Annotated in this window: 13 protein-coding genes; all 13 read left to right on the forward strand. The window is 42.3% G+C overall.

Annotated features, from left to right (window positions below):
* The first annotated feature begins 55 nt into the window (after positions 1-55).
* The 13 genes from bchF to puhE are packed head-to-tail and all read left to right on the forward strand — an operon-like array spanning position 56 to position 14,363.
* Entirely contained in the window at positions 56-529 is a 474-nt protein-coding gene (gene bchF / locus ICN47_RS02105; protein WP_216218236.1) for a 2-vinyl bacteriochlorophyllide hydratase, read from the forward strand.
* Positions 526-1,818: a ferredoxin:protochlorophyllide reductase (ATP-dependent) subunit N gene (locus ICN47_RS02110; RefSeq protein ID WP_216218237.1), complete on the forward strand. Its 1,293-nt coding sequence runs from the start codon at positions 526-528 to the stop codon at positions 1,816-1,818. The genes bchF and ICN47_RS02110 overlap by 4 nt, the downstream gene beginning before the upstream one ends.
* Positions 1,819-1,829: 11 nt before the next feature.
* A complete protein-coding gene (gene bchB / locus ICN47_RS02115) occupies positions 1,830-3,452 on the forward strand; it encodes a ferredoxin:protochlorophyllide reductase (ATP-dependent) subunit B (RefSeq protein WP_216218238.1) in 1,623 nt (540 codons plus the stop codon).
* 10 nt (positions 3,453-3,462) lie between these two features.
* The gene (locus ICN47_RS02120) at positions 3,463-7,224 is read left to right on the forward strand and encodes a magnesium chelatase subunit H (protein ID WP_255538883.1); all 3,762 of its coding nucleotides are present in this window, start codon (positions 3,463-3,465) and stop codon (positions 7,222-7,224) included.
* On the forward strand, positions 7,224-8,135 hold the full coding sequence (gene bchL / locus ICN47_RS02125) for a ferredoxin:protochlorophyllide reductase (ATP-dependent) iron-sulfur ATP-binding protein (RefSeq protein ID WP_216218239.1): 912 nt from the start codon (positions 7,224-7,226) through the stop codon (positions 8,133-8,135). The genes ICN47_RS02120 and bchL overlap by 1 nt, the downstream gene beginning before the upstream one ends.
* 2 nt (positions 8,136-8,137) lie before the next feature.
* Positions 8,138-8,842 (forward strand): magnesium protoporphyrin IX methyltransferase, encoded by a 705-nt coding sequence (bchM, locus tag ICN47_RS02130; RefSeq protein ID WP_216218240.1) that lies wholly within the window; start codon positions 8,138-8,140, stop codon positions 8,840-8,842.
* Positions 8,835-10,265, forward strand: coding sequence for a BCD family MFS transporter (locus tag ICN47_RS02135; RefSeq protein WP_216218241.1), 1,431 nt, complete (start codon positions 8,835-8,837; stop codon positions 10,263-10,265). The genes bchM and ICN47_RS02135 overlap by 8 nt, the downstream gene beginning before the upstream one ends.
* Positions 10,266-10,287: 22 nt before the next feature.
* Complete coding sequence (gene puhA / locus ICN47_RS02140) at positions 10,288-11,052, forward strand: photosynthetic reaction center subunit H (protein WP_216218242.1); 765 nt, start codon at positions 10,288-10,290, stop codon at positions 11,050-11,052.
* On the forward strand, positions 11,049-11,729 hold the full coding sequence (gene puhB / locus ICN47_RS02145) for a photosynthetic complex putative assembly protein PuhB (RefSeq protein ID WP_068949105.1): 681 nt from the start codon (positions 11,049-11,051) through the stop codon (positions 11,727-11,729). Before puhA ends, puhB begins: the two co-directional genes overlap by 4 nt.
* Positions 11,726-12,169, forward strand: a complete 444-nt coding sequence (puhC, locus tag ICN47_RS02150; protein WP_068949106.1) for a photosynthetic complex assembly protein PuhC — start codon at positions 11,726-11,728, stop codon at positions 12,167-12,169. The genes puhB and puhC overlap by 4 nt, the downstream gene beginning before the upstream one ends.
* 2 nt (positions 12,170-12,171) lie before the next feature.
* Positions 12,172-12,525 (forward strand): hypothetical protein, encoded by a 354-nt coding sequence (locus ICN47_RS02155; protein ID WP_216218243.1) that lies wholly within the window; start codon positions 12,172-12,174, stop codon positions 12,523-12,525.
* The gene (gene acsF, locus ICN47_RS02160) at positions 12,522-13,598 is read left to right on the forward strand and encodes a magnesium-protoporphyrin IX monomethyl ester (oxidative) cyclase (protein WP_255538884.1); all 1,077 of its coding nucleotides are present in this window, start codon (positions 12,522-12,524) and stop codon (positions 13,596-13,598) included. The genes ICN47_RS02155 and acsF overlap by 4 nt, the downstream gene beginning before the upstream one ends.
* 6 nt (positions 13,599-13,604) lie before the next feature.
* The gene (gene puhE, locus ICN47_RS02165; protein WP_216218244.1) at positions 13,605-14,363 is read left to right on the forward strand and encodes a putative photosynthetic complex assembly protein PuhE; all 759 of its coding nucleotides are present in this window, start codon (positions 13,605-13,607) and stop codon (positions 14,361-14,363) included.
* Positions 14,364-14,371: the final 8 nt, after the last annotated feature.

Below are 14,371 nucleotides of genomic sequence, written 5' to 3' on the forward strand. Positions count from 1 at the left end.
GACATATTTGGCGTAAAGTTTTGTTTACACAAAGCCAATAAGGCAACGCCAAAAAATGAAGATTAGTAAGCCACTTTACAGCCAAGAGCAGCGTGCAAAACGCGATGCAACTGTGTGGACCTTGGTTCAGGGAATCTTGGCGCCAATTCAATTTTTAGTTTGTTTAATTAGTCTCACTTTAGTCTTGCGATACCTCATTAGTGGTGAGGGGTATGAAATAGCAACTATCTCTGTGATAGTCAAAACGATCTTCCTCTATCTAATCATGTTGACTGGAAGTATTTGGGAGAAGGTTGTATTTGGTAAATATCTCTTTGCCGAAAGCTTCTTTTGGGAAGATGTATTTAGTATGCTCGTGATCTCTTTGCATACTTTGTACCTTTATTTCCTCATCGTTGGGGGAATGGGTAAAGAGGGCTTAATGCATCTCGCATTAGCTGCATATGGCTCCTACTTTATTAACGCTGGGCAATTTATTTATAAGCTTAGGATGGCCCGCCTGCAAGTGAGTAATGGGGTAGTTGTATGAATGCCATTGTTGATTTACCCCAAGACCATTTAAATAAATTAGGGAAAAGTATTCCTATTTATAAAGAGCGCGGCCAAAGAGAGGTATTTTGTGGTCTGACAGGAATTATTTGGTTGCATCGGAAGATTCAAGATGCTTTCTTCTTAGTTGTCGGTTCTCGTACTTGCGCGCACTTAGTGCAGTCTGCGGCTGGCGTAATGATTTTTGCCGAGCCTCGTTTTGCTACGGCCATTATTGACGATCGTGATCTAGCGGGTTTGGCAGATGCGCACGAGGAGTTAGATCGCGTTGTGAAAGCACTGCTAGCTAGGCGTCCAGATATTAAGATGCTTTTTTTAGTTGGCTCTTGTCCATCAGAAGTAATTAAATTAGATCTATCTCGCGCTGCTCAGCGATTGAGTAAAGAATTTGTCAGCAAATGCCGCATATTAAGTTATTCCGGCAGTGGGATTGAGACAACTTTTACACAGGGTGAGGATGCTTGCTTGGCTTCACTCATTAACGATACCCCTAAACAGGTAGCGGTAAAAGACAAAAATCTATTAATCGTAGGTTGCTTGCCAGACGTAGTTGAAGATCAATTTAAACGACTTTTTACTGAGCTTGGCATTGAAAATATTTCCTTTTTCCCGCCAAAAAACTCTCAACAGTCAATTGAAATACACGGTGATACACAATACTTATTGGCTCAGCCATTCTTAGCTGAGACAGCTAGATTGATTGAGGAACGTGGTGCAAAAAGAATCGCAGCACCTTTTCCTTTCGGAATTGAAGGAACTACCGCCTGGCTAAAAGCAGCCGCTCATTTGTGGGGAATTACATCAGAACATTTTGAAGGTGTAACTCAGGGAAAAATTGAGCGGGCAAAAAAAAGTTTGGCACGCTATCTTCCGGTACTGGAAAACAAGACCATTTCTTTTTTCCCCGACTCGCAATTAGAAATTCCTTTGGCACGATTTTTATCTCGTGAGTGCGGTATGAGGGTGCTCGAAATTGGTACGCCTTACCTTCACAAGCAGCATTTAGAGTGCGAGCTAGATTTATTGCCAGAGGGCTCAAAAATTGTAGAGGGGCAGGATCTTGAGCGCCAATTAGATCGTTGTCGCGCCGATCAACCCGATATTGTGGTTTGCGGCCTTGGGCTGGCAAATCCCCTAGAAGCAGAGGGAATCACTACAAAGTGGTCTATTGAGCTGGTATTTAGTCCCGTGCATGGCTATGAGCAAGCTGCTGATTTGGCAGAGCTTTTCGCACGTCCTTTAAATCGCAGTATGAAGTTAGCGGCATAAGGAATAGGGCCATGCAACTAACACTCTGGACTTATGAAGGCCCTCCACATATTGGTGCAATGCGAATTGCTGCATCAATGACTGACTTACATTATGTTTTGCATTCTCCCCAGGGAGATACTTACGCAGATTTACTGTTTACGATGATTGGCAGGTCTTGTAAGCGTCCTCCAGTCACCTATACGACCTTTCAGGCAAGGGATCTAGGGGGGGATACTGCCCAGCTATTTCAGGATTCTGTGAATAACGCATATCAGCGTTTTCAACCTAAGGCGATGATTGTCGGAGCATCTTGTACTGCAGAGTTAATTCAGGATGACCCAGGTGGTCTAGCTAGAGCACTTACTCTGCCAATCCCGGTGATTCCTCTAGAGCTACCTTCGTATCAGAAAAAGGAAAACTGGGGCGCCTCAGAAACTTTCTATCACATTGTTCGTGGTTTGGTAGCTGTAGATAAATCCATTTCAGCGCAACAGTATCAAGAGAATCGCACTGCTAGTAAGCAAGAAGGTCAGAAACCTACTTGCAATATTTTGGGACCAACAGCCTTAGGGTTCAGAAATCGTGATGATGTACAGGAGATTCAGGGCTTATTGGAATCTATGGGCATTGAAGTGAGGGTAGTAGCCCCTTTAAATGCATCTGTATCTGATCTGTCCAAGATCACGAAGGCTGATTTCAATGTGTCACTCTATCCTGAGATTAGTCAGCTGACTTGTACTTGGTTGAATAAAACCTTCGGACAGCCATTTACAAAGATCATTCCAATTGGTACAAAAGCGACTAGGGCATTTATTGAGGAGGTAGCACAGCTCGCCAATCTTAATCCTGAGTCCACCTTAGCAAATCAAGAGGAGCGGGCACACTGGTATGCAAAATCAGTTGACTCTACCTATTTAACTGATAAAAGGGTCTTTATCTTCGGTGATGCAAGTCACGTTATCGCTGCAGCCAAGGTGGCCGCAGAAGAAATTGGTTTCAAGGTGGTTGGTCTTGGAACCTATAGCCGTGAATTTGCTCGTGAAGTACGCGAAGCAGCAAAACTGTACGATGTTGAAGCGCTAATTACTGATGATTATTTAGAGGTCGAGCAAAAAGTATCTGAATTAGCTCCAGATCTAGTTTTAGGTACTCAGATGGAGCGCCATATCGCTAAGAGATTAGGCATTCCTTGCGCAGTAATTTCTGCGCCAGTGCATGTACAAGACTTCCCTGCGCGCTATTCTCCTCAGATGGGCTTTGAGGGTGCCAATGTCTTATTTGATACCTGGATTCATCCTCTGATGATGGGGCTTGAAGAGCATCTAATCATGATGTTCCGGGATGATTTTGAATTTAGTGCAAAAGCTGCGCCTTCTCATTTAGGGCATGCAGCCCCACCCGAATCTAGCCAGCCAAAGACCTCACAGATTTCTGTAGCAAGTCCATCTTCCGTCAAGATCAATGCAGGAGAGGCAATATCTAGCTCTGTTGATAGTTTGTGGGCTGCCGATGCTGAAAAAGAGTTAGGCAAGATTCCATTTTTTGTCAGAGGGAAGGCGCGTCGTAATACTGAAAAATTTGCAGTTGAGCATGGTATTAGTCACATCACCATTGAAACCCTCTACGATGCAAAGGCTCACTATGGTAGATAAGCATATTCCGATGAGAGTTGCAATTATCACCATGGATACGCACCTATCGAGCGCGACAGAGAGGGCTCGTTATGCACTTAAAAAGAAAATTCCAGGACTGGAATTATCTATTCATGCTGCTTCAGCTTGGACGGTCGATAGCAAAGCGCTTGATAGCTGCATTCATGATATCGAGGCAGCTGACATTCTGATTGTGACGATGCTGTTCATGGAAGATCACTACAAGCCTGTAATTGAGGCCTTAAAAGCTCGCCGTGATCATTGTGATGCCATGATTTGTGCAATGTCAGCAGGTGAAGTGGTTTCCCTCACTCGTATGGGCGGGTTCGATATGGGTAAGCCGGCGACTGGATTGATGGCTTTATTAAAGCGTTTGCGCGGAAATAAAGAGAAGGCTCAAACTGGTGGTGCAGCACAAATGCGAATGCTGCGTCGTTTGCCAAAAATTCTTCGATTTATTCCAGGTAACGCACAAGACGTCAGAGCCTATTTCTTGACATTGCAATATTGGTTGGGTGGCTCCGAGGAAAACCTCTTCCATATGGTGACCAATTTAGTTAATCGTTATGCCGCCGGTGAGAGACAAGTTTTAAGGACTAAAGAGAAGCTTATTGAGCCAGTCATATATCCTGATAACGGCATTTATCATCCACGGCTCAAAGGCCGTATGAGTGAGTCTATTGATGATTTACCTAAATTGGTTTCTGATAAGAAATCCAAAGGTCGGGTTGGACTGCTTTTGCTGAGATCTTATATCTTGGCTGGCAATACTTTGCATTATGACTCAGTGATTGCTTCGCTAGAAGCTCAGGGTTTACAGGTTCTGCCAATCTTTGCTGTTGGTCTTGATGCAAGACCTGCGATAGATCAATTTTTCTACCAAAATGGAAAAAATATAGTTGATGCAGTAGTTTCTTTAACTGGATTTTCATTGGTTGGCGGTCCAGCATATAACGATGCAAAAGCAGCTGAAGAAGTATTGGCATCTCTTGATGTGCCTTACCTTGCAGCACAGCCACTGGAGTTCCAGACATTAAATGAATGGGGTAGCTCTGATCGCGGATTACTCCCAGTTGAAAATACCCTGATGATTGCCATACCAGAATTAGATGGTGCGATTGTGCCTATGGTATTTGGTGGTCGCGCAGGTGATGCTGATGTGCAATGCAAGGGCTGTCATAAAGGCTGTGTATTTGAGGCCAGCATCAATCGGCATGACATGCACACTTGTGTAGAACGAACTGCAATGTTGGCTGCAAGAGTAAGTAAGTTGGTCGCTTTGCGTAAATCAGAGATGGCCAATAGAAAAGTTGCGCTAGTCATGTTTAACTTTCCTCCAAATGCTGGCAGGGTAGGAACGGCGGCACACCTAAGTGTATTTGAGTCAGTCTTCAATACATTAAATAGCCTTAAGGCAGAGGGATACACAGTTGATGTACCGAACTCAGTAGATGAGTTTAGGAATCAAATACTGGCGGGGAATTCTAAAGAATTTGGTACCGATGCAAATGTACATACGCAAGTTGACGCAAACGACTACATCAAACGTGAGCCTTGGCTAAAAGAGATTGAATCCCAATGGGGTCCTGCACCAGGTACTTTTCTAACGAACGGAGCCTCAATTTTTATTCTTGGAAAACAGTTTGGAAATGTTTTTGTAGCACTACAGCCTGGATTTGGTTATGAAGGCGATCCTATGCGCTTGTTGCATGAAAAAGGATTTGCTCCTACCCATGCTTTTTCAGCGTTCTATCGCTATATTCGAGAAGACTTTGCAGCATCCGCTGTGCTTCATTTTGGCACGCATGGTGCACTTGAATTTATGCCTGGTAAGCAATCGGGTATGTCCGGCGCTTGCTGGCCAGACCGTCTAATTCATGATTTACCAAATCTTTACATTTATGCATCAAACAATCCTTCCGAGGGTGCGATTGCTAAAAGACGTGCTGGAGCAACGTTAATTAGCTATTTGACTCCACCTGTGTCTCAGGCTGGCTTGTATCAAGGCCTGCTTGAGTTTAAGGAAGCGGTTGAACATTGGCGCAAATTAGCTCCAATGGCTAAAGATACCTCATGGGATGCCAATCAAATCGAGCTATTGGATTCATTGCAAGCGCAAGCAGTGAGTTTAGAGTTTGAAGTAGCTGAGCCCTTATGGAAAAATTTAGATGCAAATAAAGTCAACGCAATTGTTTTACGTCTTAGTGAAAAGATTCTCGAATTAGAGTACGCCCTAATTCCTTATGGATTACATATTTTAGGAGCGCCTGTAAATTTTGAGCAAAGTATTGAGATGCTACTCAGTTACTTATCAGTTCAAGATGGTGAGCTACAGAATATTAATAAAGAAGCTTTAGCTGAGTTGATTCAAGGTGGTGGGATTGAGCTATTCGCAAAAAACCAAAATTTAACACTTAGTGAGAGCCTAAGGACCGAAATAAACCAAGTATTAACAATGTATCGTGAGCTTCAATCTGATAGTGAAATGCAGGGTATTTTAAAAGCCTTGGATGGTCGTTACATCAGGCCAGCGCCTGGCGGAGATGTTCTGCGAAACCCACAAGTCTTACCTACTGGTCGTAATGTTCACGGCTTTGATCCATTTCGTATTCCTAGTAAGTTCGCTATGAAAGATGGTCAATATCAGGCAAGCAAGCTTCTGGAGCGTTATCAGGCTGATGGAAATCCTTTGCCAGAGTCGATTGCTATGGTTTTATGGGGTACTGATAATTTAAAAACTGAGGGCGGTCCCATCGCACAAATATTTGCGTTGATGGGCGCATTACCCCGTTTTGATAGTTTTGGTCGGTTAGCAGGAGCCCAATTAATTTCCTTGGAAGAGTTGGGGCGTCCAAGAATAGACGTCATGGTATCGATTTCTGGAATTTTTAGAGACTTGATGCCATTACAGATTCGGATTCTTGCAGAAGCTGCCTATTTAGCTGCATCAGCTGACGAACCATTAGAGCAAAATTTTATTCGTAAACATGCACTTTCATATCAAGCATTGCATCAATGCGATCTCGAAACTGCATCATTGCGTGTTTTCGGTAATGCTGAAAGTGCTTATGGCGCTAATGTCAACATGATGATTGACAATGGATTATGGCAGGATGAAAACGAATTAGCAGAGACATATACGCGTCGTAAAAGCTTTGCATACGGAAGAGCCGGTACCCCTGTATTGCAGTCAGAGTTACTCAATAATATTCTTGCAGATGTTGAACTAGCTTATCAAAATCTCGATTCAATCGAGTTGGGTGTTACTACTATTGATACTTATTTTGATACCTTAGGTGGTGTTAGTAGGGCTGTTCGCAGAGCCAAGGGCGGAAAAGCTGCACCAGTATATATAGGCGACCAAACTAAGGGTGACGCTGTAGTGAGAACCCTAAATGAGCAAGTTTCTCTTGAAACCCGCTCACGCATGCTAAATCCAAAGTGGTACGAAGGAATGTTAAAGCACGGCTATGAAGGCGTTCGTCAACTAGAGAGTCACTTAACCAATACTGTTGGTTGGTCAGCTACTACTGGCCAAGTCGAGCCCTGGGTGTACCAGCATTTAACCCAAACATTCATCCTAGATCCTGAGATGCGCGAGCGTTTAATGAGTTTAAACCCAGCTTCATCTGCAAAGGTTGCAAGTCGTTTATTAGAGGCTTCCGAAAGAAACTATTGGAAGCCTGAACCATCCGTATTGGAAACATTACGTCGTGTAGCCAATGATTTTGAAGATCGACTTGAAGGTGTCTATGAAGGAGTACCTATTTAATGAACACAGTTAGTGTCCCAGTTTCATCCATCGGTACTAAAACTAAGCCATTAGATGGTGAGGGTAGCTTGCAGGTGCACCTTGACCCTAATGAAAAGATCGGCAATGCAAAGGTATTTGCTATTTATGGCAAAGGGGGAATAGGTAAAAGTACAACATCCTCAAACTTATCTGCAGCTTTCTCTTTGTTAGGCAAGCGAGTAATACAGATTGGTTGTGATCCTAAGCATGACTCTACTTTTACTTTGACTAAAAAACTCGTTCCGACAGTGATTGATATTTTAGAGTCGGTTGATTTTCACTCTGAAGAATTAAGGGTCGAAGATTTTGTTTACGAGGGATTTAATGGGGTTATGTGCGTGGAGGCGGGTGGACCCCCTGCAGGAACAGGATGCGGTGGATACGTCGTTGGTCAAACCGTAAAATTACTAAAAGAGCACCATTTACTAGAAGATACAGACATTGTGATCTTTGACGTCTTAGGGGATGTAGTTTGTGGTGGCTTTGCTGCTCCTTTGCAACATGCTGATCGCGCCTTAATTGTCGCCGCAAATGATTTTGATTCTATTTTTGCAATGAATCGAATTGTTCAGGCAATTAGTGCAAAGGCTAAAAATTACAACGTAAGGCTAGGTGGCGTAATTGCAAACCGCAGTCAAGACACAGATCAAATAGATAAATTTAATGATCGTGTTGGCTTGAAGAAGATGGCCCACTTTCCCGACTTAGATGCTATTCGTAAAAGTCGCTTGAAGAAGTGCACCATTTTTGAGATGGAGTCTACGCCAGAAATCGAGCAGGTTAAAGAGGAGTATCTTCGCTTAGCGGCTAGCTTACTGTTAGATGATGATCCCTTAATCATGGAATCACTCAAAGATCGTGAAATTTTTGACCTACTAGGATTCGATTAATCATGGATGCTATTTCATATTTAAGTAGACGCGGTAAGTTGCAAGATTATTTTGATCGAACAGCTCTCGACGCCTGGGCAAAACTGACATCGGATGCACCAGTAAGCGGAATTCGGGCTACCGTGAGAGCGGGTCGAGATCAAATGCGCAATAGCATCATTGGTCGATTGCCAGAAAATCTTCATGGGAAAAGAGTGCTTGATGCGGGATGTGGCACCGGAGCTTTAGCACTTGAATTGGCAAAAAAAGGGGCAAAAGTAACAGCCGTTGATTTATCTCCTAAGCTCATCAAATTAGCTAAAGATAGAATTCCTGAGTTCGATCGCCGAAATATTGAGTTTCATGCTGGCGATATGTTGGATGAGGCTTTAGGAGAATTTGATTATGTCGTAGGGATGGATTCAATGATTCACTATTGTGCTGCCGACATGTTGGTAGTCCTGGAGAAGCTATCACCTCGCGTCAAAGACAAGATCTTATTTACATTTGCGCCGAGCACCTTACCGCTAGAGGTCATGATTCGAGTTGGCCGCCTGTTTCCAAGAAAGAACAGAGCTCCTTTTATTGAGCCTATAAGTCACATCAAGCTTCAAAAGCTCATCTCCCAATCTCCATGGTTCGTTGAATGGGGAGCCCCCTTTACTAATTTGGTATCAAGTGGATTTTATAAGTCGCAGTTGATGGAGCTGCAAAAAAATCATGATTAAGTTATCTAGGATGGCTAAGACATGGATGAGGATAGACCCTCGGTTTTTGCCTTTTGCTGATGTAGCCACTCCTAATTTACCGTTGAGCCGACTCTTACGACTTTCATTGTTCCAAGTTTCAGTTGGCATGGCTACCTCATTATTAGTTGGAACCTTGAATCGTGTCATGATTGTTGAGTTGGGAATGGAGGCATGGTTGGTTGCGTTGATGGTAGCGCTACCGCTGATTTTTGCCCCATTTAGAGCTCTTATTGGGCATAAGTCTGATGTTCATCGGTCAATTTTGGGCTGGAGAAGAGTTCCCTACATTTGGATTGGTACTTGGCTGCAATTTGGCGGTCTTGCCATCATGCCTTTTGCCTTAATCATTCTCTCTGGGGATACCCATTGGCCGATTTGGTTTAGTTATTTAGGAGCCGGATTTGCCTTTCTGTTAGTTGGTGCTGGGATGCAGACAACTCAAACAGCTGGTTTGGCTCTTGCAACGGATTTAGCCGATGAAAAAAATAGACCCCGAGTAGTAGCAATGATGTATGTGATGTTGCTAGTGGGTATGGTAGTAAGCGGAATTTTATTTAGTGTATTTCTGAAGCCGTTTAGCCCATTACAACTTGTTAAAGTAATTCAGGGTGTAGCTTTAGTTACCTTGTTGCTAAACATATCCGCGCTTTGGAAGCAGGAGGCAAGGCAACCAAAAAATACATCCCCTTCGATTCCGCAGCCTAAATTTAGCCAAAGTTGGCAAGACTTTATTAAAGCACCCAATGTACGCCGTTTTTTAATTATGTTGGGGCTTGGTACCACTGCTTTTAGTATGCAAGACATCATTTTGGAGCCTTATGGCGGTGAAATCTTAAAGCTCGATGTATCTGCAACTAGTTTTCTAACTGCTTTAATTGCCTGTGGATCATTAACAGCATTTTCTCTCTCTGCGCGTTGGTTAAGTCGAGGATATAACGCATACAGAATAGCTTCTGTTGGTCTATTGCTAGGTTTGATTGCATTCACATTAGTCATTTTTTCTGAACCTATGGATTCGCCAAATTTATTCAGGGTAGGGGCTTTGTTGATCGGCTTTAGTGGCGGCTTATTTGCGGTCAGTACGCTTACCATTGCAATGAGCATGGATAAAGAAAATATGAGTGGAATGGTAATAGGCGCTTGGGGCGCTGTTACAGCAACATGTTCCGGTATTGGCATGTCATTGGGTGGTGTGGTGCGCGATGTAGTAGCCGATCTGGCAATGAATGGAGTGATTGGTTCTGCGCTAATAAGCCCTGCAACTGGCTATAGCTTCGTCTATCACATTGAAATTTATTTGTTATTTATTACTTTGGTTGCTTTAGGTCCATTGGTCAACAAAGGATCTAATAAGGTTGGTTCAAAAATGAGTAAGTTTGGTCTAGCTGATTTTCCAGGCTAGTTTTTTAAAGAAGGAGAGAAAAATGGGTACAGGTGCAATTACACAATATGTTGATGTAGCTCAAGTTGTGGTTTACCTTTTTTTATTTTTCTTTGTTGGATTGGTTATCTATCTAACATTGGAAAGTAAAAGAGAAGGTTTTCCATTGGAGACCGAGCGTTTTGGAAAGATTCGTCGCGAGTATGGAATTCTTGGTATGCCGCGTATTAAAAAGTTTGTTACAGAATTTGGCGAGACTTATTTTGCCCCAATGGCAAACCCACCTAACACTGAAAAAGTTTCAGCAGTGCCTATTCATCCATGGAATGGTGCACCCTTAGCGCCAGTTGGAAACCCTCTCCTAGCCGGTGTTGGCCCTGGTTCATATGCAAATAGAGCTGATCATGTTGATTATGATTTAGATGGTCATGCACGTATCCGTCCATTGCGAAAATTACACGAAATTTCAATATCTAAGATTGATACCAACCCAATTGGCTTAAGTGTTATTGGAGCGGATGGCCAAAAAGCCGGTACTGTAACGGATGTCTGGGTAGATCATATGGAAATGTTGATTCGCTATCTAGAGGTAGATGTTGCTGGCAATAGGACGCTGCTACCAATCAATTTTTCACGGATAGGCAAGAGGGACATCAAAGTTCAGTCAATTCTTGCCAGTCAATTTAATCAGGTCCCTAAGACTAAGCATCCTGAAGAAGTTACTCTGCTAGAGGAAGAAAAAATCATGGCCTACTTTGGTGCGGGCACTTTATATGCCACTCCAGGTCGTCAGGAACCGCTGATATGAGTTTGAATATCCACAGCAGTCCGGAGCATGAATTTGAGCCTGAACTAGGGCTTCCTGAAAAGCTGCCGGAAGGGGAGAAAGTATTATGGCAAGGCTCTCCAGATCTGAAAACTTTATTGCTTAAAGTTTTTCATATGAAGGGTCTTGTCCTATATTTTGGATTATTGCTAGCCTATCGAGTTATTAGTGGCGTGCTAGATAGTGATCCCCTATACCCCATGCTTCTCTCAATATTGCAAATAATTATTTTTTCAAGTTTGGGACTTGGCTTAATTGGCTTATTAGGCTATCTCATGGCATCTACAGCTGTGTATACGATCACTAATAAAAGGGTGGTGATGCGGATTGGGATTGTGCTCAATATGACTTTTAACTTTCCACTTAAACAGATCGAGTCAGCCGATTGCGGGCTTACTAAAGATGGTTGTGGCGATATCTACATGAAGTTAATTAAGGGAACTAAGATCGCTATTTTTCATCTTTGGCCCCATTCAAGACCGACTAAATGGGCTGTTCCGCAACCTAGCTTAAGGTGTATCAAGAATTGTGCTGAAGTTGCGCAAATTTTGGTTGATGCCTGGTCTGTGCAAAATAATGTGATTTCGCGTTCTGTTCAGATCAGCAATAACATATCAGATGAGTCAAAGCGTCATTTCACAGGGGTTGAAACAGCATGATTCTTCAGATGACTACTGCACGCATACAAAATTACATTGGATTGGTAATTTTTGCTGCTTTGGTGATGGTAGTTATCGGTGTGGGAAGTTTCATGAAGGCTGGAGCATTAGAGCGCCAGGCAGATGCTAGTGTATTGGTTCAAAAAGATCTCTATTTTAGGGATCTACCGGATGGATCGGTTGGGGTTATTTCAGCTAATAATGGAGAAGTAATTGCGCAAGTAACAGGGCAAGCTGGATTTGTGAGGGGGATTCTCAGGGCAATGGCGCGTGAACGTCGTATTCGTCAAATTACAAGTGATGAAGCTTTTTTATTGATTAGTCACTCTGACGGTAGGCTAACTTTAGTAGATCCGGCTACTCAGAATCGAATTGATTTAGAGTCATTTGGAAAAGATAACGCGGCTGAGTTTGCTGCATTTTTAAATAGTCCGAGGTAGAGATGTCAAAACAGCTAGTGAATTGTCATATTGATATGTCCAATACATCTGAATTTTTGTATGCACACGTTGATCTTAATGGTGTCAAGGTGGGGCCAGGCGATGCAGTTTTAGTACATAACCCAATTGTAGATATTGAATATGGAGAAATTCTCAGTTACAGCAGAACGGCGACGGTTTCAAAGGCTGGGATTTTTTCGCGCCTGTGGGTCTACCTTACTGCAAGACTAGAAATTACTATGTTGTACGAGGTCAGTTTTTCTACAACTCGATTCAGTAAAGCCAAAAGATACCCAAGGCCAAGCGCGAAGCAAGAAATTAGCCCATTAATTTTGCAAGAAGGAGTAAAGGCATGAGCGCATCCACTACCAGCATGGATTCTGTTCGTCCAATTAATGAATCAACTGATAGGGCCTTAGAAAATACCATTCTTAGCCCACGCTTTTATACAACTGATTTTGATGAAATGGATCGATTTGACATTTCTTCTGTAAAGCCTGAGTGGGATAAATTAATGCAAGAATTTGATCAGGATATTAATCAGGCGCATTTTCAACGTCCTGAAGATATGTCCAAGGATTATTCGCATTTGCCAGATGGCCTATATCAGGAATTTTTAGATTTCTTAATTAGCTCGATTACATCCGAATTTTCAGGTTGTGTTCTTTATTCTGAGATTAAAAAATCGATTAACAATCCAGATCTTAAAAGCCTTTTTTCTTATATGGCTCGAGATGAAAGTAGGCATGCTGGATTTATTAACCAATGGCTGAAGGATTTTGGTATTGGCGTAGATTTGGGTTTCTTGGCAAGAACTAAAAAATACACCTTCTTTAAGCCGAAATTTATTTTCTATGCAACCTACCTATCGGAAAAGATCGGATATGCAAGATATATTACGATTTACCGAATAATTCAAAACAAGCCTGAATTACGTTTTCATCCAATATTTCTCTGGTTTGAAAAGTGGTGTAACGACGAGTTTCGCCATGGCGAAGCATTTGCCTTATTGATGCGCTCAAACCTAAATCTGCTAAGTGGTGTTAATAAGCTCTGGATTCGCTTCTTCTTATTGGCGGTATATGCCACGATGTATGTTAGAGATCATTCCCGTCCAGAGTTTCATAAGGCGCTCGGTGTTTCCCCATCAGACTATGACCGTAAAGTATTGCAAATTACTTCAGATATTACTAAGCAAGTATTTCCTTTCACTATTGATTTAGACAATCCACGACTCTGGGAAGGATTCGACAAATTAAGAAGGATTTCCGATGAGGTTGAGGAGTTAAAGCTGATGGGAGGGCCTTTGTCCTTAATCAAGCGTGGATACCTAGCAGCCTGCGCAATGGTTACATTTGTGAAAATTTATACCATGCCCGTTGTTCCAAATGAGCTTCCTCAAGACATTCGTCTTGCTCCTGTTTGGTAACTACTCATGTATTTTTGGATAAGTCCTTTAATTTTTACCATTTTTATATGGTGGTTTAGTACAGGACTTATTTTAAAAATTAATAGCCTTCCAAGACACTTTTACAAAGCAATATTTGTTATTTCGATTGTGACCCTTATGTTTGCATTTTGGGGTCTGCAAATATCTAGTCGGGAGGCAACTATTGCCGGCGCTTATTGTTCATTTACATGTGCCATTATTATTTGGGGGTGGCAAGAGCTTGCATTTTTACTCGGCTACATCACAGGATCACGGCGATCAGATTGCCCAAAGGATTCAGGTGGCTTACGACGTGCCTGGTATGCATTTCAAACGATCAATTATCACGAATTAACTTTATTGGGTTTGGGTCTCGTCCTATTTTTGATTAATCTTGACTCCGCCAATCAAACTGGCTTTTGGACCTACGTTATTTTGTGGGGGATGAGGCAAAGCACCAAGGTAAATATCTTTTTGGGAGTCTTGAATTTCAATGAAGCATTTTTGCCTCAGCATTTGAAATATCTAATTACATACTTTAGACGTAGGGCTATGAATTTATTGATGCCTTTCTCTATTCTCGTGTCTTTGCTTATTCTTATTCCAATCTGGTCTCATGCAGCCTCTGAATCCTCTCTATTTGAAACAACATCTTCTGCACTTTTGGGTACCTTATTAGGGCTTGGTCTGTTGGAGCATTTATTTCTCATACTTCCATTTCCAAATGAGTGGTTATGGAAGTGGGGTTATAAGAACAATCGCTAGAGAGAATT

This window comes from Polynucleobacter sp. AP-Latsch-80-C2 (genome assembly GCF_018882185.1).
GTDB lineage: Bacteria > Pseudomonadota > Gammaproteobacteria > Burkholderiales > Burkholderiaceae > Polynucleobacter.